Below are 20,757 nucleotides of genomic sequence, written 5' to 3' on the forward strand. Positions count from 1 at the left end.
TCATTTTTTCCAGTCCTCCCAGCTTCTCAGCGGAATAAATTTTCCGTCAGAAACGGTTGTGAAATAGACTTTGTTCAGTCCCTGATGCTTGCCGTTTTCAAACACAACAGGTGTCCCGATGCCTATATCTATCTGGTGCAGTGATAGTGCTGAACTGTAAATATCGTCTATGTATCCTGAACTGTATATTTTTTTTAGAATCTCAGACATAACTCTGGCATTCAGGTAGCCTTCAAAGCTTATAAAGCTGTATTTTTGAGGAATATAATTATTGTTGAATTTTTCAGGAATCAGGTTTTTGGAATTATCCATGAGCCTTCGATATTCCTGCACAGCATCCAGTGAAGTGTCTTCATAACTGGGAACAACCTGCGTGTTGATAAGTTTTCTGGTGTAATCCTGATGGCTTGTTTTGTTCAAAGCTTCCAGCATGGAGAGAAGGCTTTCGCTACCCACAAATGATAGATTGCAGATAGGCATTTCCATTCCGGCATTGCGCGCATCACGTATAAAAGCCGCACATGCCGCGTAGACGCCGACGCAGATTATTGCATCAGGTTTTTTATTTTTTAAAATGTTGACCTGATCCTCCATGGAATCGGTAAACTGTGCGCCGCGGCTGTATGTTGCTTCAGAAATTATTTTCAGTCCTTTTACGTCCAGAGCAGAGTGTATTCCGGCCCAGCCTGATCTTCCATAGGCGTCAGCCTGATAAAGAACCGCAATACGGCGGTATCCGGCATTGTAGAGCTTCTCTACCAGTTCTGCCGTTTCCTGAACGTATGAGGCACGGAGGTTGAATACATAGTGGTTGTATGGATATTCCCTCTGAGGTTCGGCCCCTGAAAAGGGAAAGAACATATAGACTGAATCAGCCTTATTGAAATGTTTGATCAGCGGCAGCACTCTGGTGACAGTTGGAGTGCCTACATAGTCGAAGAGGCAGAGCACATGGTCGTCCTGAATCAGCTTTATCGTATTTGTTATTGCCGGGTCAGGGTTGTAACCATCATCATAACATTTGATTTCTACTTTCCGGCCATATATTCCGCCGTTTTCATTAACTTCATTAAAATAGGCCTGAGAGCCTCTGTAGAGTTCTATCCCCAGCCCTCTGCTTGGACCGGTAAAGGCCCCTGACATACCGAGAAGTATTTTTTCCTGAGCCATGCTGAAGTTCGGGTAGAATACTCCTGAAATCAGGACCGAGAGCATGATCACTAAGCTCAGCCAATTTTTTTTCAACTGAAATCCATGTCTGTACGGCACGTTGAAAACCCCTTTCTGAGAGGTGCGGGATTATTACAATCCGGGTTGAAGAACTACCTGAGTGTCATCCTTAAAAAATATAAAGATCAGGACAGAAACCGGTCCTGCTGCACTCAGTATGAAAAATTTCTAGGTATTTTGCAGAACCTGGTTGAAGTCGGCCTATCAAGGTTAATTGCGTCAATACCTTCTTCAATTGCATCAATATTTTCAATGAACAGCTTTACAAGATTCTTGTCGAGTTTTCCGCATCCGGCTTCTTCGGCAAGAATTTTAAGAGCTCTGTCTCTGGGAGTTGCGGGTTTGTAATGCCTCTCCTGAGTTACCGCATCAAATATATCTACAATAGCCAGTATCCTGCTTTGCAGGAGAATTTCCTCGCCTTTGACACCGTCAGGATAACCTGAGCCGTCCAGTCGCTCATGGTGTTGCCTGATAATTTTCAAAAGGTGCGAAAATTCGTCATGGAAAGGAATATGTTCAAGAATACGCTGGCTTTCTGCAGGGTGTCTTTCTATCTCTTTCCGCTCTTCGGCTGTAAGATTTCCTTTTTTGACCATCAGGTAGGTCCGTTCATCCTGATGCAGAAGAGGAACTGATGAACCGTTTACAGAGAAAACCGTGTCCCCAAGCGAGGCGACAAAGTCCAGATCATCCTGAGATGGACTGAGAGAAAGATTGATGCGTTTTAAGCGGTTGAAGTTTTCTTCCCATGGAATATTTTCCGTCAGGCTGAAGAGCTTCATCCTCATGCCTATTATATCCAGAATTCTCATGGGCAGGCGGGTGTTCTTTGTGAGAACTTCTTCCTTGATGCCTATTTTGCCAATATCATGAAGAATGCCGGAGTAGTATATTTCCCGCAGCTGATAATCTGTGAAAGTATACTCACTGAAATTCTGGACATCCTGATTTATTATTCTGGCAAAGGCCACGGCGAGATGAGCCACCCTTTCTGAATGACCGGCTGTAAATGGATCTCTGGCGTCAATAGCTTCGGCAAGAGCTTTGAGCATGGAGTCCATGAGAACCCTTATGGATTCAAAATTATAAGCATTGCTTATGGATATTCCTGCCACTGATGCCAGAGTTCCTGCATATCTCAGATGTGCGGCTTTAAAACTGTTTGGTTTTTTAGATGCCAGCAGCAATGCTCCTTCACAGGCATTTGGAGAAGGGATGGGCATTATCAGCAGTGATTTTATAGTCTCCCCGAATTTTTCATCGCATCTGGGATCCTCGCTGACATCGTTTATAATTTCACCGCGCAGCCCGGATAAAACATCCGTGAAAAGGGTGGAGCCGACAAGCTTCGCAAACGGATCATTTTTTATGTTCCCGAAATGATCGAAAAGTGTAAAACCGCACTCTTCAGGAAGATATACGGAACCAAGTTCAGCGGGAATGCTTGAGGTCATGCACTCAGCTATAAGAGCATGAATAACATCTTTCAGTCGCAGGGAATTGTTAAGCTCAACAATTGAGCGGTGCAGCAGGGCCAGCTCTCTATATTTGGATAGCGTTTCTGCCCCGATTTTCTTACGGGCATGTTCTGATTCAATATATTCTGAAATGGAGAAAGCGGTAAGTTCAAGAATTGATTTCAGACTGGAGATGAAATTTCCACCATCAGTCTTGTTTGCCGGGATTCCGGCACTGATATTAAAATCGGCGTTTATACTGTTTTTTACGCTGACAGTCTGTGTTTCGAAAATTTCAGCTGGAGTTTCTTCTTTGCCTATGCGGAGGAACTCTATTTTATCCACATAAGCATAAATAACACTCCCTTCGGGTAATGCCGCCAGAGTCCGGTTCAAGAACTCAGTAAGTTTCTTCGGCTTCAGCAGTTTTTTAAGCGGGTGTGTCGACTTAAGTGGTGTATTCATAAATCGGTTATTTTTTCAGCCTGTTTTGAAATTACAAATTAAAATAGATTGTGATCAGTTCTCCAGTTTTAATATTTGCTTTGCAGTCTCAAGTATTTCATCAGGATCAAAAGGTTTTGTCATATAGCGCAGCGCACCAAGCTCCAGACCGTGTTTACGGTCAACCTCCTGCCCCTTGGCTGTCAGCAGAATTATATTTGTTGAAGAGATATTTTCATCTTCACGAATTGTCTGACAGACTTCATATCCGTTCATGTACGGCATCATAATATCCAGAAAAACCAGGTCCGGATGCTCTTCTCTGATAATGTCGAGTCCTTCCTCACCGTTTTCAGCGGTGAGAATTTCTACATCATAATCATCTTCAAGATCTTCCAAGGTCTGCTCTAGTAACATCCTGATGTGAATTTCGTCATCGACAACCAGAATTTTGCCGGGCATTAGTGGCTCCTTTTATTTGCTAAACTTTAACTTAATTACATGGAGAACGCTTGAACCGCAAGCAGCTATTGGATATTTGAAGATTGTAACCACTTACAAATATATAAAATTAATCTTGGAAATATTGTAGTAATGCAATATATCCTCTTTATCTCTTTCTTAAAAAATAGTTATAGCTGTGGCAGACTTTTTACTCTCGGTGAAATATATTTATATTTAATAGTGAACAGCGGTACAGATAATATGATGAATTCAAAGTTCGATTCACAATTTTTAGGAACAATTCAAACTTCCTTTAAAAGTATGGATCTCCCCATCGAAGTTAAGGTTTTTATGGGGTTTATAGCTATCGGACTTGGACTTGTTTCACTATTTTTTATTATAAAGAAAAATAATATCCATATTGAGGCGAAAAATTATTTTTTGAAAACAATAGGCTTTTTACTGGGGGGTATTTTCCCTTCATTAAAAGTTGAAGATAAAAGCCATAGTGACGGAGATAGGTTCCCTGATGAATGTGATAATAAAAATTTATGTGTTTCATCTGACCGGGAAGTAATAAAAAATCTTATAAACCGCAGGATGCAGATTGATATCTCCGTTGAAAGATCAGGGCAGAGATCTTTAGCCGGAATGGCGGTTATAATTGAATCTAAAGGGCTTGTCTTAAAATGCCGGGTTACCAGAACTGTTTCTAGGCATCTTCTTAACCCTGAGGTGACGGTTAAATGCATTTTTCTGGAAATGAAATACGCAGAGCGCAGGGTTAACGCGTTTGTGGGGAAGGTCATCAGTTTTAATGATGACAATGAAATTGCCTTGGAGCGGACTTCCGGCTTCGGCTTTATTCGGCGCAGGGCCAATGCCAGAAGAAAGGTTGCGGACCAGCGTTTTATAAAAATCAAAGTCTGGAGAATTATTCCCGGAAAATACAATCCCGGAGACTGTCTCGACAGGCTGGAACCGGATATCCTGATTGATAACAGGAAAAAAGGTGAAGATAAGATTTTTCCGGAAATGATTCTGGATATTTCCAAGGGTGGAATCGCCATCAAAACTGGTATCAAAGCCGGTGGTCAGAAATTTGAAGTTAATGATGCCGTGCTGATGGCTATGCTTATGTATGCTCCTAATAAAAAAATCTTTGTTCCCCATCTTATTCAGGGCGAAGTGCGTGGAGTACGTTCATTGGGAAATGGCCGGTTTAGGTTGAGTTTTCAATTTTTAAGGAGTCTCAAAGTTCCTCCAAGAAAGCGCAGTACTCTTTTTAAAGGACAGGCTCTTATGGCCGCTGTTATCAATAACCCTGAAGATTGATTTGAAAAGACCTTATCGCCTTTTATTTATTCCTGCCCGTCTCCGTTAAGTTGTAACCCGTCCTAAAATGTCATATCCACTCCCTTAACCTCATTTATTAAAGTTTAATCTTCCAATCGGGGGAATTATGTTTTTCAGATGGCTGCTTGTCGTCATAGCCATTTTTTCTGTCACTGGATGCAATAATTCAGTTAGAATAAAATTAGACCAGAAAAAGAATCAGGGCATTTATTCAGACAGAGTTGTGTTCGGCTCTTCACTGGCTTTGAAGGGACATGCGGGATACCTCGGGGTTCAGAGCATGCACGGGGCCATGTCCTATATCAGACATATTAATGAAAAAGGCGGCGTTCATGGACGCAAAATAGAGATCATCGCTTATGATGATTCTTATGAACCAACAGCCTGTCTTGCGAATACACAGAAGCTGATTGTTTCAGACAGGGTTTTTGGTCTGTTCGGATATGTGGGAACCCCGACAACTGTCAGGGCGTTGCCGATGATCGAAGATGCTGAAATTCCACTTGTGGGAATTTTGAGCGGAGCTAATGCTTTCCGTTATCCATTCAATAAAAATGTTATAAATGTCAGACCGTCTTATTATGAAGAAACCAGAGCTGCTGTAAGACATTTCGTATCAGATCTGGACATCAGAAAAATTGCTGTTTTTTATCAGTATGACGCTTATGGATTTGATGGTCTGACAGGGACAGAGCTGGCTCTTAAAAACTATGGTCTGGCTCCTGTAGGCCGAGGTTCGTATGTTCGAGGAGCTACAGATATTCAGGAAGGTCTGGATAAAATCATATCTTCCGGTGCTGAAGCGGTTTTTTTGATCGGGACAGCTGAACCCTGCGCCGAATTTGTTCGTATGGCGGCGGAGAAAGGGTTTAATCCGGTCTATTATATGGTCTCTTTTGTTGGGGGAGACCAATTTATTAAATGCCTTGGAAAGGACAATAACCAGAGGATATTGATGTCGCAGGTTGTTCCTCCACAGGTTGCTGAAAGCAGAACAGGAGCTGAAGTTTCTGAATACGCCCAACTCTTAAATAAATATTATCCCGGTGAAACTCCTGATTTTGTCGGTCTGGAAGGTTTTTTGAATGCCAGGGTTCTGGTTAAAGGTTTGCAGCGGTCCGGTCGGAAGTTAACCCGCGAAAGATTTATTCAAGGTATTGAAGGGATAAGAAACTATCATATTGCTCCGGGAGTGAAAGTTTCCTTCAGCAGTAAAAAACATCAGGGAATGGATAGAATTTATTTCACCAGATTGATTGATGACAGCTTCACCCCGGTTAAGGATTGGGAAAGGTTGCGGGGGATTTTCAGATGATCAGACTGAAAGGGATGAGCCTTAAAAATAAATTCTTTTTTTCCACTCTTGGCGTAATTCTGACCATCAGCGTTATAATTGCTTTTCTGGCAAGATGGATTCTGGTCTCTTCACTTACTTCCGAGCTTAAACTGCGCGGTGTTTCCATTGCTCATTCTGTTGCGGAAAGGGGGACCGGAGATGTTCTTGATAATAATCCTGCCCATCTGCTGAGCCTGTTATATGATGAAGCCAAACTCCGTGAACGCCAGCATCTTATCGCCTATATTTTTGTTCTGGACCGGGATGACCATGTGTTGTCCCATACTTTCACCGTACCTTTTCCTCACGGGCTGGCCATCGCCAATCCTGTTTCCGCTGAATCGGATCAATCGGTGCGGATGATAGATTTTGGAAAACAGTCGGCGTACGACATAGGTGTTCCCGTAAAGGAGGGACTTTACCGGATAGGAACTGTGCATGTGGGGTTGAACAAGACCCATATTGATGAGCTGGTTGGTAAGTTGAGAGTAACCTTTCTGGGCTTTATTTCCATTGTGATTGTAATCCTTTTCATAGTCAGTCATCGCATGGCTGAATATATCACACGGCCCATAAGCAAGCTTACAAGCATATCTGATAAACTTTCCAAAGGTAATTTTGAGGTCAGCCTCGATCAGCTTGAAGAATTCGAAGGATGGAATGTTTCCGACTGTCCTGTTTACACGAACACGGATCTTCCCTGCTGGCATCTTGACCGGCCCGGAGATTATTATCTTTCAGACTGCAAGAATTTTCCTGATCATGACTGTTGCGATTGCAGCTTTTATGTGAAGCGTGACGGTGACGAGGTTGTTCAGCTTGGAGACAGCTTCCGCAATATGGTCTGGTCGATAAAACTTTATCGCAGAAGATTGCGGGAATCAGAGGAAAAGTATCGTTCCCTTTTTAACAGCGGGCCTGACCCGGTCCTTGTTGTGGATTGTGCTGAGTTTACAATTCTTGATGCCAACCCGAGAGCTAAGGAGCTTTACGGTTACAGTCGGGATGAATTTATAGGAATACCTTTTTTGAAGCTCGGCCCTGACAGTAATGCCGCCTGTATCAAAGCTTTTGAAGAATACGGGGAGTCTTCAGAATCAGTTTATTATCCTAAAATTCTGCACTACAAAAAAGGCGGAGATCCTTTTTATGTAAATATGCATGTCTGTCCCATCACATACCGGGGTACTCCGGCAATAATTATAGGCGTGACCGATATTACACAGATAATTGAAAAAGACGCCCAGCTGGTGCAGGCCGCGAAGATGAAATCGCTTGGAGAAATGTCCGCAGGTGTTGCCCATGAAGTAAACCAGCCTTTGAATGCTATAAAAATGGGTAGCGAGTATCTGTCTCTGATGGTTGAAATGGGTAGAGAAATACCTCCTGAACAGCTTGATAAGGTTGTCTCTGAAATAAGCAGGCAGGTTGATAGAGCTGCAGAAATTATTGATACATTAAGATCTTTCAGCAGAAAGTCCGGTATGCTGACTGAGGAGGTTGATATCAATACACCTGTCAAGAGTGTTCTTGCTCTTATTACAAGACAGTTTGAACTCCAGAATATTACTATAAATCTGGATCTGGATGACAATCTTCCTCCTGTAACAGCACAGGATAACCGCCTGCAACAGGTGTTTTTCAATATCTTAAACAATGCCCGAGATTCAATTCTCGAAAAGTCTGAAGATAAAAAATATGATGGTATTGTTGAAATTTCAACTTATGCAGACAGCAATTATGTTTATTCTTCATTCAAAGATAATGGTACCGGGATTTCTAAAGATGTTCTTGATAAAATATTTGAACCTTTTTTCAGTACCAAAGAAGTAGGACATGGCATGGGTTTGGGACTGGCTATAACTTATGGCATAGTAGAAGATTATAAAGGCAGAATTGATATTTCCAGCGAGTATGGAGAAGGAACAACTTTTATAGTTTCTTTTCCGCGTATAGTTGCTGAAGCTGACTGTATCAAAGAAAATTAAAAAGGTTACCTGCATGTCAAAAATTCTGGTTATTGATGACGAACGCGCGACTCTGGATATGTTCAGCATGCTCATGTCTGTTTATGGTCATGAGGTTCTTACCGCTGAAAATGGTGAACTTGGGGTGGAAATTTTCGATACGGAACGCCCGGAACTGGTGATGACCGATATAAAAATGCCGGGAATGGACGGCATTGAAGTCTTAAGACGTATTAAAGCACTGGACAGGGAAGCCGAGGTTATTGTCATCACTGGGCATGGCGATATGGATATTGCCATTAAAGCTCTGAACCTTGATGCCACAGACTTTTTAAATAAACCGGTTAAACGTGAGGCGGTTGAAAAGGCTCTGAAATTTTCTGAAGAACGGCTTGAGCTTGCCCGCAATAAGAAAAAAGAAATTGAGATTCAGGAAATAGTAGGGAGACCTGTTATTCGCATAAGAGGAAGCATTACTTCCCATTCTGAAAAGGCCTTACGGGAACATTTTTCAAAAATACTCGATATGAAAAGAAAGTTCGCTTTCTTGTTTTTTGAGCAGAATTCTTCCATCAATGGTGCCGGAATCACAGCCCTTAAATCTGTAATCGAAGAGGCCCGTGAAAGTGGTTGCAGAAGTATAGTTGTAGGTCTTTCTGATAATTTTAAAAATGTCTTTGATACAATGGGAATATCTAAAATGGTTCAATTCTTCGATTCCGAACAGCAGGCATTGGAGGAATGCTGTTGAGCCAGTTGAATTTTAAGCACTTTAAGATGCGTTCATTGGCGACATGATTTAATAAGAGCGGTATGTTTTTCTGTTGCGGCGCAACTGGTATTTTTTTACCGCATTATTGTGTTCTTTCAGAGACCTGCTGAAATAGTGTGACCCGTCACCTTTCGCGACAAAATAAAGGTAATTGTTTTTTTCAGGATTTATTGCCGCTTCAATGGAAGCAAGACCGGGAGAGCAGATCGGTCCCGGAGGAAGCCCTCTGTGGCGATATGTGTTGTAAGTATTGGTTTTATCCTGAAGCTGGCTTTTATGAAGATTACCGTCAAAATCTTCACCGAGACCGTAAATGATTGTGGGGTCTGACTGTAGCAGATAACCTTTGCGCAGCCGGTTGGCAAAAACTCCTGCTATTGTACGACGCTCGGAAATATCACCTGTTTCTTTCTCAACCAGTGAAGCCAGAATTAGAGTCTCATGAATTTTTTTTGGTGACGGCAATCCGTCAGGCCATGCTTTGTGAGCTGCCTTGAAGAACTCTCTGACCATGGTTTCGGCTATGATTGTGCCGGTTTCTTTTTGAGGTCTGGTGAGCATATATGTTTCAGGAAAAAGATAACCTTCGAGATTATCAGCAGGAATATTGTATTTTTTTATCAGCTCACGATTGTAAACAGCTTTTTTAAAATCAGAATATGTAGTCAGTCCTGCCTCTTCAGCTATTTTAGCTGTCTGCCACCAGTTGAGACCTTCCCGGACTGAAAGTTTATGCAATATGCCTGAAGTTGTGGTTATTTCTGTCAGCACTTCAGGTGCGGTCATATTTGTATAGAGGTTGAATTCTCCGGCACGGACATTGCCGCCTTTTTTTTCCGCCTGAGCATATCCTCTAAAGCGTTTAGAGTCTTTGATAAGACCGGCTTTGGCCAGATTTGCTGAAACCTGCCAGAGAGTCTGGCCCGGCTCTATTATGAAATTAATTTTACGCCCCTGAGATTCCGGCGGGATATTCAGAAAATCCCAGGTACGGTATAGAAACCAGCTGCCTACAACCATTGCCAAAAAACTTACAACGGCGATCGATGGAATAACAAACCTTAAGACTATGCCCCTTCGAGCCATGTTCTCAGAATTACTGTCGCCGCCTGGCTGTCCAGATTCTTTTTGGTTTTGCTGTTCCAACGTCCGGCCTCCTTAAGTTCTTCTTCTGCTGTTATTGAGCTGAATCTTTCGTCCACTAGATGTATGGGGATTTCTGTTCTTCTCTCAAGGGATTTTGCAAAGTTTCTGACCTGTCGTGTGGTCAGGGTGTCTTCGCCCTCAAGAGACAGTGGAAGGCCGAGAACAATGTTCTCGACCTTCTCACGCTCTATTATTTCGAGCAATTCTGTAAACAGTGCGTCACGGGTTGTCCTCTCGATTACTTTAAGAGGAAAGGCGAAAATGCCCTCGGTATCACTGATGGCAAGGCCGACCCGTTTTAGTCCGAAATCAATTCCAAGATTTTTCATAGGCCTACAGGAAAACTAATGAGTCCTGCCTGCGGGCTTTATCAACTATCTTCTTGAAATCTTTCTGCCACTTAGGTCCTCCGACCAATTCGGCAAGGAATTCAACCGTGTGCATTACTCTGTTTGATTTTTTAAGATTATCAATACTGCGCTTTATACCAACTTTGCAGGATGGGCAACCGACGAGCACAGGAACGTCTTTCCGCTTGCCTGTAAGGTCGTTTCTAAGCTGGCTGGTTTTGCGTTCACGCAGTTTGTTGTAGATAGACGGACTGGTTATTGCTCCAAGTCCTGATTCTCCACAGCAGCCCGGAGACAGGGTTACTTCTGTGCCGAGAAGTTCGGCAAGGGAGCTGCGGTATATTTCAGGAGCCTTGGCTTTTGGTGTATCAGTCCATTCGGTATGGCAGGAAGAATGATAGATTACTTCGCTGTCATCCATAAGAGCTTCAAGCGGCAGACTTCCGGCATGTTCAATAAGGTACTGCACAGCATCCTTGTGTTCCAGCGATCTGCCCAGCTCAGAACCGAAAGTATATGATTCCAGCGATTCACGGCATGTGCCGCATGCTGTAAGAATCGTATTTACTTCAAGCCCGGCCAGACTGGCTTTAGCCAGTTTGTACTGAATGTCGTTAATATTGCGGTGGCGGTTAGTGTTGTAGGCTTCAGCACAGCCGCTTGCCAGCAGTGGATAACCGCAGCAGAGGTGCTTGGATGGCATTACAACATTCACACCTGCTTTATGCAGCAGATAGAGCGTAGCCATACCTATGCTGCGTGAGAACAGGCTGGCTCCGCATCCGGGGAAGTAGAATACAGCTTGTGACGGAGTGGTTCCCGAAACAAACATTGATCCTGTTGCAAGGGACAGATCTTCGCTAAGGTTTTTAAGGTCCATCGCCGGAGTCTTACTCTGGAACAGCGGGGAATCAATCCTTCTGCGCCAGTGTCCGGGGATCAGACCGATGGCCTTGCTCTGGGCTGAAGCTGATATCGAAAGAAACTTGGCAACCTTAGGAAGCCTGCTTTCCGGGTCTTTAGCGACAAACTGCAGAGCCAGATTCTTAATCGGGTGTCCGCCTTTTCCTTTATACTCCAGAAAACTGCGAATCTGTAAGGCTGAGCCTGCTGAATCGATTTTAACAGGACATACAGCAGTACAGCGTCCGCATGCGGTGCAATGCTCCATCAGCTTGCGGAGTCTGGTCATCAGTTCCGGTGATGGTTCACCTTTTTGGACCTGAGAATAATATATAGCTTCTATCAAAGCTCCGAGTGCAATATTTTTGTTGCGCGGATGGTACATAAGTCCCTTCTGGGGGAAGTACATCGGGCAGACCTGCTTGCATTTTCCGCATCTGGTGCAGGTTTGAATATTGCGCAGAAGATCAATCAGATGCTCTTTATCTTTGATTGCAGTTTTATCCAGATCATTGATCAGTCTGTTGAATGAAAATGTGTAGGCCGGAGAAGGAACTTCCCTTCTGGTCAGTTTGCCGGGATTAAGTATGTTGAGAGGGTCAACCTTCTCTTTATACTGCCTGATGGCGGCAATCTTTTCATCTGAAAGATAATCGATCTTGGTTATGCCAATGCCGTGTTCACCGGTGATCTCGCCTTTAAGTTCAATTACTTTCTTAAAGACATGATCAACAGCATCATAAGCGCTGTTCAGCATTTCCGGATCATTGGAGTTAACCGGGATGTTGACGTGACAGTTACCGTCTCCGGCATGCATATGGTTGGCTATAACAATGCGCTGGGCCTGAAGCTTGTCATAGATCGCCTTGATCTTGGAATCGAGCTTGGGGAACTGGTCACGGAGTTCCTGAAAAAGATAGCGAATCTGGCTTTCCAGTTCCTGATCGCTCATATCGGAGCCGGTCAGCTTGCCTTTGAGTATCGAAGTTGTTCTTTCAAAAGCCAGCTCAACTTTAGGCTCATCAATCGGGAAATCGGAGATGTCTTTCAGTGAGAGCAGAGATTTCCGGTATATTTTAGCTAAAAAGATGAGGTTGAGGTCTTCAAGAAATGTTGAAAATTCAGGAACAACCTCAAGAGGAATAACAATATCCTCGTTTACTTTGAATCCTGATGTGCGCTTGGAAATTGCCGAGAGTTTATGGCGGTCTTCCCAGAATAATTCTGCTTCCTTGTCATCGCGGGCCGCAAAAATATCAACACCGTCATAAGGCTGGGCAATTGAAAGAATTGTATCAACCGCACTTTGCAGGGCGTCCTGATCATCAGAATCCAACTGAAGGATGAGCACGGATATGGGCTCGCCTTCATAAGTTGTGGATTTTGTAGTGTAGTTGATGGCCTGAACATATTTAGGACCAAATTCTTCCAGAGCGGAGATTTTAACGAGATCGCCTTCTTCTCTAATTTTATCTCTCAGACCTACAATGTCTTTAATGACGTTCATGGCATTAAGCATGGAGCGTCCGAAAAACTCAAGGCAGAGTACACGGGAATGTTCCGGTTGAGGGTAAAGGGCAAAGCATGCTTCGGTAATGATGCCGTCCACGCCTTCCTTCTGAACTCCGGGGAGTCCGCCGAGGAATTTATTGGTTACATCTTTTCCCAGACCGGGGCTGCGAATTTCGTCAGCAGAAAGTTCGAGGGTTTCTGTCAGTCCGCCTTTGCAGTCATAAACTTCAAAGACAGCTTTTTCGCCTTCAAAAACTTTGTGACCGGGATGGTCTTTTCTTCTGACTTCAATTAATTCTCCGCGGGGCATGACCATCTTGAAACTTTGAATATTATCAATGGTTGTACCGTATTCAAATGCGAACGGTCCGCCGGAGTTTTCCGAAATATTACCACCTATGGATGATCCGGCCTTGGATGCCGGGTCCACAGTGAATAAAAGTCCTTTTTTCGCGGTAGCTTTTATCGCATCAAGGGTGATGACTCCTGCCTGAGTGCAGAGGGTCAGCTCTTCTTTATTGATGCTCAGTATATTTTTAAATCTTGAGAGGGACAGTATAACAGTTCTGTCCATGGCCGGGATTGCTCCACCGGTAAGTCCGGTTCCTCCGCCACGAGGAATAATTCCGAACTGCATCTCATTGGCAAGGCGGACAATGGCTTGAATCTGATCGGTTTTTTCAGGGAAAAGTACGGCTATGGGCAGTTCTATGCGGAGGTCTGTTGCGTCTGTAGCACTCTGAACAAGTGTATCCGGATTTATTCCGATGCTTTTTTCAGGCAGAAATTCTCGCAGTTTTTCCACGAGTCTGTCCCGGAATTCTCGGTCCGCATCCTGCTTGAGCCAGAAATTTTCAATTGCTCTGGATAAAATCTGCGGATATTCACCGGAAAGAGTGGGGCGCGCCACCGTAAGATTACGCGAAACGCTTTTACGTACCAGTTCCTGATCTATAAAAGGGTTGTAACGGACAAGGAATAATTCAGCGGCGATGCTTGATGCAAGGCTGCGTACATATTCGGGCCATCCTTTAAAATCGTAGGGATCTATGCCCAGAACTCTGTTCATGAGCTCTTCGGCAGAAATTGAAATATGGGGACCTAATTGAGGCATGATGTCTTACCGTATAAGCTTTTTGCCGGGGACAAAGGAGTACTCCCCCGCGGATGAAAAAAAGGGAATATAGGTTCCACTTTTACGTTTTGCAAGAAACAATTTTGGCAATGGATGATTTTTTGGTGCAAATCCAAGTATGACAAAGATAGTTGTTATTAGAAAAATGTAAAGACTCTCTCTGCCTCTGGACTTGAAATGGAACTGAATATACAAGTTTGATCTGCCTGTTGGCAATATTTAATCATTCAAAGTGAGGTCTAATAAAATGATCGGAAGCGACTTTGCCGAACTCCAATTATTTATAACAGGTCCTATCCTTCTGCGTAAGGAGGTGCGCGAGGCCGGTCTTCTACCTGAATTCGGTCATCGTGACTCTGAAAATGTTAAAAGGTTCGGACCGATCATGGAAAATCTGCGCAAGCTCTCCGGGGCTCCCGAAGATTACGACATTATCATTTTTAACGGCTCCGGCACAAATGTGCTTGAGGCTTCTGTCCGTTCACTTGTTGCTAGTGACGATACCGTGCTCAATGTCTCTGTAGGGGCTTTCGGTGATCTTTATCATAAACTTGCCGTTACAAACGGTAAGAATGCGGTCCAGCTTAAGTTTGATTACGGCAGAGCAATTGATCTTGATAAACTTGAGCAGGCTTTAGAGGAGTACAGCCCGGATGTTGTAACCTTCACCCAGAATGAAACATCAACCGGTGTCTTCAACAATGTGCCTGAGGTTTGTGCATTGATACATAAATACGGTGCAAAATCTCTGGTTGATGCTGTCAGCATTTTTGGTGGTGCTCCATCCTGTATAGCAGAAGCAAAACCCATGATGTACAGCACTTCAACACAAAAATCTCTGGGGCTTCCTGCCGGCTTCGGTATTGCTTTTGTAAGTCCTGAAGGATTTGAAAAAGCAGAGAAGGTTGAAAACAGGGGCTACACTACAGATATTCTCGCTCAGGTTGAAAAGGCCCGCAATCTCCAGACTCTGACAACCCCGAATGGAACTCTGGTAAACCAGATGTGTGTTCAGCTTGATTATATTGTCAATGATGAAACCATTGAAAAAAGATTTGCCAGACATGAAGAAATGCGTGAGATGGCGCATGAATGGGTAGAGCAGATGGATGGATATTCTCTTTTCGCTCAGGAAGGGTACCGGTCTCCTTCCGTGTCAGCTGTTCAAACAGCTCCCGGAATGACTGTTGAGAAGCTGAAACAGGTTAAAGAAGCCATGCGCGGACACGGTTATCTTTTTGATCCGGGCTATGGCAAGATTAATAAGGAACTTGAAGCAAGCGGCCGTCAGCCTATTTTCAGAATAGGTCACATGGCTGATATCAGCCCGGAAATGCTTAAAAAATATCTGGAAATCCTCAGTGGAGTTTTAAAAGATATCAATTAAGATATTAATCTGTTCTTAACGATTTTATTTAAACATTTATGCCCCGTATGCAGCCCTGCATACGGGGCTTTTCTTATTGTGGCCTTTTCAAAGTCAGATAATATTTATCTCTCTGGTATTGTTTACTAAAAATATTAATAATTATGTTGCCCAAGTTTTAATGCATGTATTAAATAAAACTATTTTTTAACACTCTTAATTAGATTTGAGTTTATCAGTATCATAATAAGTGAGGAACTTATGAGCGATAGTTCGTTCAGGAATCCCCGTGGAAAGGGAAAAAAGCGTAATGACTGGCAGGACCATGAAACTGTTAATTTTAAGAAAGACAGAGTTGAGTCCGATCTGGAGCAACTGGCTCATGAATGTCGAGAGCTTACGGTTGATTATCTGAGTCGGGAATCTTTTTCTGCAACCCTGTGTGAAGTTGTGGGGGAAGCTTTGGATATTTTCAGTTCCAGATGTTCCGGCTACCATTTTGATCCTGAGCCTGCATGCCGCAAAGGATGCTACTACTGCTGCTGTGAGCAGGTTGATGTAACTCAGGCTGAGGCCGCATATATTGGGTTTAAACTGCTCAGCAGCTATACTGAATCAGAAATTAAGGACATTATGAAAGAAGTTGATCGTACTACTGTTGAAGTTGGAAACGGCAGGACAGCAGCAGTAGCTAAGACTCCATGTGTCTTTTTAAAGAATAATATCTGCGGAATTTATGAAGCTCGTCCACTGGCATGCCGCGGTCGGAATTCCTTTGATGAAATTGACTGTAAACTTAATTTCAAAGGGGATGGTTACTATGATTCCATTCAAAGCCACCAAATTCCGATGGACATTGCTGAGAGCATTCAGGAAGGGCTGCTTAGAGGAACAAAAAATCTTGGTCTCGAAGCCGGATTGCTTGATCTTCGCACAGCTGTAAAAATCATGCTTCATATCGGTGTTGCCGAGTGTGTTGACGCCTGGTTGCAGGGTGATTTCTTTTTTGGAAAATCAAGAAGTTTATAATATACTGTAATTATATAATATTTTTTGTAAAAGAGCTAGTTCTAAAAAGAACTAGCTCTTAACTTTTATGGCTTTTTCGGCTGGTGTATTTTTGATCTAACTTTTTTGAAGTGGATTTTTTTTTGATGTTGTGAAAAAAAATACAAATTGAGGGAACCCTCAGTTTTTGTTGATTAATTCATCTCCGGTTAAGTCGTTATAGGGCCTTAGCCCTTGTTCTATGGCGCTTTAGGCTGTTGACAACGATTATAAAGGCCTTTAATGATTTTTTTAGACTGAGTGCTCAGTCGGTTTTGGGGAACCGGAGGAATAATGACCAAAATGTCCAAGAAGAAGGCGGCAATTTTACAAGCTGCAACTGTTCTTTTTGCCAATCAGGGCTTTGCAGATACTTCAATGCAGGAGTTGTCTAAAGTAACCGGAGCGGCTGAAGGGACCATCTTTTATCATTTTAAAAACAAGGAAGGCCTGTTGCTGGCCATTCTTGAATCAACCAAAAACAGACTGGTTGAAGAATTCCGCAATTACATGGCGGACCGTGAATTTAAAGACGGCATTGAAATGATGGAAGACGTGGTCGGCTTTTACCTTCTACTTGCCGGTAGGATGGAGTATGATTTTTTACTGCTCCACAGGCTGTTTTTATACCACTTTGCTGAAAGTCGTCCTGAATTTCGGGAGAATTTGGAAGACATTTACAGCTGTCTGGTTGATTTTATTGAGCTACCAATCCTCAAAGGTCAGGAGGACGGTTCAATAGGCGACCTGAACCCAAGAAAAACAGCCCTTATCGTGTTCACTATGGTCGACGGGTTAGTGAGGTTTAAAAACTTCAATCTCTATGATGCGGGCGCGCTCTACAATGAGTTGATCGAGTCCATCCGCAGAATGTTGCAACCAATCAGGGGTGTTTGACAGATGCTTACAAAAGTTTTTCCATTTTTGGGCTGGTTCCGTAAGTACAGCGGAGCAACGCTTCGGGCGGATCTTATTTCGGGTCTGACTGTGGCTCTTGTACTTATCCCCCAGTCTATGGCTTATGCCCAGTTAGCGGGTATGCCAGCCTATTACGGTCTTTATGCTTCTCTGCTGCCGCCTATGGTGGCAGCTTTGTTCGGGTCCAGCAGACAGCTGGCGACCGGTCCGGTTGCCGTTGTTTCGCTTATGACCGCAGCTTCACTTGAACCTCTGGCAACAGCCGGAAGCAGTGGTTATATCGCATACGCGCTTCTGCTTGCTTTCCTTGTAGGACTTTTCCAGTTCCTGCTTGGAGTACTGAGGCTGGGACTTGTCGTAAACTTTTTATCCCACCCGGTTGTAAACGGTTTTACCAATGCCGCTGCAATCATAATTGCCTCCTCACAGCTTTCAAAGATGTTCGGAGTTTATGTGGATAAAGCCGAGCTGCATTATGCAACTATCATGCGGGTAGTCAGCTCAGCCATCCATTATACTCACTGGCCAACCCTTGGCATGGGAGTGCTGGCCTTTGCCATTATGGTCGGGCTGAGAAAAATAAATCCCAAAATACCAAATGTCCTGTGTGCGGTTGTGGTCACCACGGTTCTTTCATGGGCGGTTGGCTTCAATCATGATGCTACTGTTTCCATTGATTCCATAAAGTCTCCTGAAGTTCAGAAAATGATAACTGAATTTAATAAGTCAGTTGTCGGTATTGATACTCTTGCCCAGCAGCGCACGGCGACCGTGGCTAAAGAGGAAGAAGCAAAGCAGGGACACGACATGGTGGCTTTTTATGATGCCGAGCATGACCTGAACGTCATAAATTATGAGGTCAATCTGCTTAAGCATAAATCCCACGAGTATCGTAAGGGCATCAGAGACAGTTTATTCAGCGGTGTTGAGTCTGACGGGAAATTGGCTTTTTATCTGAAAGGCAGTGAACCCGCAGGCGTTGAAACTGATGGCAGGACATGGAGACTCAAGGTCGGCAATAAAGTTCTTAAGACCGATTCTCTGAAAATGATGGGTGGTGGAGCTGTTGTCGGTAACGTTCCTTCAGGATTTCCTCCGCTTGTGCTCCCCAATCTTGATATAAAGGTCATGCTGCGTCTGCTGCCTTTTGCAGTTATTATTTCACTGCTTGGATTTATGGAAGCTATCTCAATTGCTAAGGCCATGGCTGCAAAAACAGGTCAGCGTCTTGACCCGAATCAGGAACTCATCGGTCAGGGGCTGGCTAATATGGTCGGTTCATGCGCCAGCAGTTATCCTGCTTCCGGTTCTTTCTCCAGATCGGCGGTTAACCTTCAGGCCGGGGCGGTGACAGGTTTATCCAGTGTTTTCACTACAGTCGTTGTAGCTGTAGCACTGCTTTTCTTTACCCCGCTGCTTTACCATCTGCCACAGGCTGTGCTTGCAGCAGTTATCATGATGGCTGTTATCGGTCTTATCAACGCTTCCGGTTTTATTCATGCATGGAAAGCCCAGCGTTATGACGGAGCTATCTCCATCATAACTTTTGTGGGAACTCTGTCTTTTGCTCCCCATCTTGATAAGGGCATAATGATCGGTGTTGTGCTTTCACTTTGCGTATTCCTTTACAAAAGTATGCGTCCAAAAGTCGCAGAACTTTCAAAGAACGAGGACGATGTTCTCAGGGATGCAACAACACACGGACTGAAAGTTTGTGATCATATCGCAGTTGTCCGTTTTGACGGTCCTCTGTTTTTTGCAAATGCCAGCTTCCTTGAAGATCAGATAACTGACAGAATGATGTCCATGAAAAAGCTTCAGCACATTATTCTGGTCTGCAACGGAATAAATGATATTGACGCATCCGGTGAAGAAGCTCTTTCTCTGATTGTTGACAACGTTCGCAGTGCAGGACTTGATATCTCACTGACCGGAGTCAATGAGCAGGTTATGGAAGTGCTCAAGAGAACCCATCTTTTTGAGAAGATAAGAGAGGATCACATTTTTGTTGATGCCGAAACAGCTTTGTGCAGTACACATGCTTCTGCTCACAGGGATGGAACCGAGCCGGATTGTCCTCTAACAACCTATTGCGGCCTGAAAGGCGCCTAGTGGAGGTTCGAATGTCTGATATCTTTGTATTCAGCGGAGTTTTCTGCCAGGCGGAATCCGTCATCAAAAATATTCTGGATCAGGCTGGAGCAAGACTGGTAACTGATGATACTATCATTAGCGAAGCTTCAGATTTAAGTGGAATAGACAGGGAGCGCATAGCAAAAGTCCTGTCCGGTAAGGTTTCCATATTCAACAGATTCAGCCATGAACGGGAACGCTCCATAGCCTGGATGCGTTATGCTCTTGCTAAAAGAATCGTTGAAGGTGACAACATGCTCGTTTCGGGAATGGTTGCCCATCTTCTTACGCAGGAAATAGATCATGTGCTTAAAGTCTGCCTTATTGATGATATGGCCGGACGTATTGAGCAGGCCTCGGAGAGTGGACTATCTGAAAAAGATGCCCACCGTGCCGTCATGCAGGGGGATGAAATAGCTGCTGAATGGGTAAAATCCATTACCGGATCAACGGACCCCTGGAATTCCAAGCTTTATGATATAATTATTCCTGTGAACAAGACCGGGGTTGAACAGGCCGCGGCTTTAATTATGGAACAGCTTGGCAATGCCGCTGTAAAACTGACTCCTGCTTCCCAGAAAATGGCAGAAGATTTTCTTCTTGCTGCGAAAGTTGAAACAGAATTGGTCAGTAAGGGACACAGTGTTCAGGTGGAGGCTAAGGACGGGACCATCACCTTATCCATAAACCAGAAAGTTCTTCTTGTTGACCGTCTGGAAAAAGAACTGCTGGAAATAGCCGGACCTGTTGAAGGGGTAAAGGACGTTTCCGTCAAGTTCGGTAAGGATTTCTACGAGGCTGATATCTATCGCAAAATGGATTTTGAGCTTCCTTCTAAAGTCCTGCTTGTGGATGACGAACGCGAGTTTGTTCAGACTCTGTCAGAAAGACTTATGCTCCGTGATCTTGGTTCTGCTGTTGTTTATGACGGAGCTTCGGCCCTTGATCTGGTAAATTCCGATGAACCGGAAGTAATGATTCTTGACCTTAAAATGCCGGGTATTGATGGAATTGAAGTTCTGCGCAGAGTAAAGGCGGAACGTCCCGGAATTGAAGTCGTCATACTTACCGGCCACGGTTCTGAAAAAGACCGTGAAACATGTATGGAACTCGGTGCATTCGCATATCTTAACAAACCTGTTGATATTGATGTTCTGAGTGAAACTCTTAAAAAAGCGTACTCCAAAGTCCGCAACTCTTGAAATATTAAGTAATTGATCCAACCCGCGGGGGGCATA

Annotated in this window: 15 protein-coding genes; 9 read left to right on the forward strand and 6 right to left on the reverse strand. The window is 43.8% G+C overall.

Annotated elements, in window-relative coordinates; all coding sequences use genetic code 11:
- From G496_RS0102875 to G496_RS0102885, 3 genes are all read right to left on the reverse strand, one after another.
- Positions 1-1,245, reverse strand: a complete 1,245-nt coding sequence (locus G496_RS0102875; protein ID WP_027177945.1) for an ABC transporter substrate-binding protein — start codon at positions 1,243-1,245, stop codon at positions 1-3.
- A 137-nt stretch (positions 1,246-1,382) separates the two neighbouring features.
- Complete coding sequence (locus G496_RS0102880) at positions 1,383-3,155, reverse strand: HD domain-containing phosphohydrolase (RefSeq protein WP_027177946.1); 1,773 nt, start codon at positions 3,153-3,155, stop codon at positions 1,383-1,385.
- A gap of 54 nt (positions 3,156-3,209) precedes the next feature.
- Entirely contained in the window at positions 3,210-3,596 is a 387-nt protein-coding gene (locus tag G496_RS0102885) for a response regulator transcription factor (RefSeq protein WP_027177947.1), read from the reverse strand.
- A 243-nt stretch (positions 3,597-3,839) separates the two neighbouring features.
- On the opposite strand from G496_RS0102885, the gene G496_RS0102890 reads away from it, so the two are divergent.
- The 4 genes from G496_RS0102890 (at position 3,840) to G496_RS0102905 (ending at position 8,988) form a co-directional block, all read left to right on the forward strand.
- Positions 3,840-4,913, forward strand: a complete 1,074-nt coding sequence (locus G496_RS0102890) for a PilZ domain-containing protein (RefSeq protein WP_027177948.1) — start codon at positions 3,840-3,842, stop codon at positions 4,911-4,913.
- A gap of 127 nt (positions 4,914-5,040) precedes the next feature.
- Complete coding sequence (locus tag G496_RS0102895) at positions 5,041-6,249, forward strand: ABC transporter substrate-binding protein (RefSeq protein WP_034632162.1); 1,209 nt, start codon at positions 5,041-5,043, stop codon at positions 6,247-6,249.
- Positions 6,246-8,258, forward strand: a complete 2,013-nt coding sequence (locus tag G496_RS18665; protein WP_034632164.1) for an ATP-binding protein — start codon at positions 6,246-6,248, stop codon at positions 8,256-8,258. The genes G496_RS0102895 and G496_RS18665 overlap by 4 nt, the downstream gene beginning before the upstream one ends.
- A gap of 13 nt (positions 8,259-8,271) precedes the next feature.
- Complete coding sequence (locus G496_RS0102905; RefSeq protein ID WP_027177950.1) at positions 8,272-8,988, forward strand: response regulator; 717 nt, start codon at positions 8,272-8,274, stop codon at positions 8,986-8,988.
- Between the two features lie 48 nt (positions 8,989-9,036).
- Here G496_RS0102905 and mltG read toward each other — a convergent pair whose 3' ends face one another.
- Genes mltG through G496_RS0102920 form a run of 3 tightly spaced genes read right to left on the reverse strand, consistent with a single transcriptional unit; the run spans position 9,037 to position 14,034 of the window.
- Positions 9,037-10,155 (reverse strand): endolytic transglycosylase MltG, encoded by a 1,119-nt coding sequence (gene mltG, locus G496_RS0102910; protein WP_342665370.1) that lies wholly within the window; start codon positions 10,153-10,155, stop codon positions 9,037-9,039.
- Positions 10,077-10,484 carry a Holliday junction resolvase RuvX gene (gene ruvX, locus G496_RS0102915; protein WP_027177952.1) on the reverse strand — a complete coding sequence of 136 codons (408 nt, stop codon included), beginning with the start codon at positions 10,482-10,484 and terminating at the stop codon, positions 10,077-10,079. Before ruvX ends, mltG begins: the two co-directional genes overlap by 79 nt.
- Positions 10,485-10,488: 4 nt before the next feature.
- Complete coding sequence (locus G496_RS0102920; protein ID WP_027177953.1) at positions 10,489-14,034, reverse strand: FAD-binding and (Fe-S)-binding domain-containing protein; 3,546 nt, start codon at positions 14,032-14,034, stop codon at positions 10,489-10,491.
- Between the two features lie 268 nt (positions 14,035-14,302).
- Between G496_RS0102920 and G496_RS0102925 the strand changes: the two genes are divergently transcribed.
- The 5 genes from G496_RS0102925 to G496_RS0102945 all read left to right on the forward strand — a co-directional run bounded on the left by G496_RS0102925 (position 14,303) and on the right by G496_RS0102945 (position 20,721).
- Complete coding sequence (locus G496_RS0102925) at positions 14,303-15,442, forward strand: pyridoxal-phosphate-dependent aminotransferase family protein (protein ID WP_027177954.1); 1,140 nt, start codon at positions 14,303-14,305, stop codon at positions 15,440-15,442.
- Positions 15,443-15,682: 240 nt separating this feature from the next.
- Positions 15,683-16,450, forward strand: a complete 768-nt coding sequence (locus tag G496_RS20360; RefSeq protein WP_027177955.1) for a YkgJ family cysteine cluster protein — start codon at positions 15,683-15,685, stop codon at positions 16,448-16,450.
- A gap of 312 nt (positions 16,451-16,762) precedes the next feature.
- Positions 16,763-17,365 (forward strand): TetR/AcrR family transcriptional regulator, encoded by a 603-nt coding sequence (locus G496_RS0102935; RefSeq protein ID WP_027177956.1) that lies wholly within the window; start codon positions 16,763-16,765, stop codon positions 17,363-17,365.
- Positions 17,366-17,368: 3 nt separating this feature from the next.
- On the forward strand, positions 17,369-19,498 hold the full coding sequence (locus tag G496_RS0102940; protein ID WP_027177957.1) for a SulP family inorganic anion transporter: 2,130 nt from the start codon (positions 17,369-17,371) through the stop codon (positions 19,496-19,498).
- 11 nt (positions 19,499-19,509) lie between these two features.
- Positions 19,510-20,721 (forward strand): response regulator, encoded by a 1,212-nt coding sequence (locus tag G496_RS0102945; protein WP_027177958.1) that lies wholly within the window; start codon positions 19,510-19,512, stop codon positions 20,719-20,721.
- Positions 20,722-20,757: the final 36 nt, after the last annotated feature.

The sequence above is a fragment of the Maridesulfovibrio bastinii DSM 16055 genome (assembly GCF_000429985.1).
GTDB lineage: Bacteria > Desulfobacterota > Desulfovibrionia > Desulfovibrionales > Desulfovibrionaceae > Maridesulfovibrio > Maridesulfovibrio bastinii.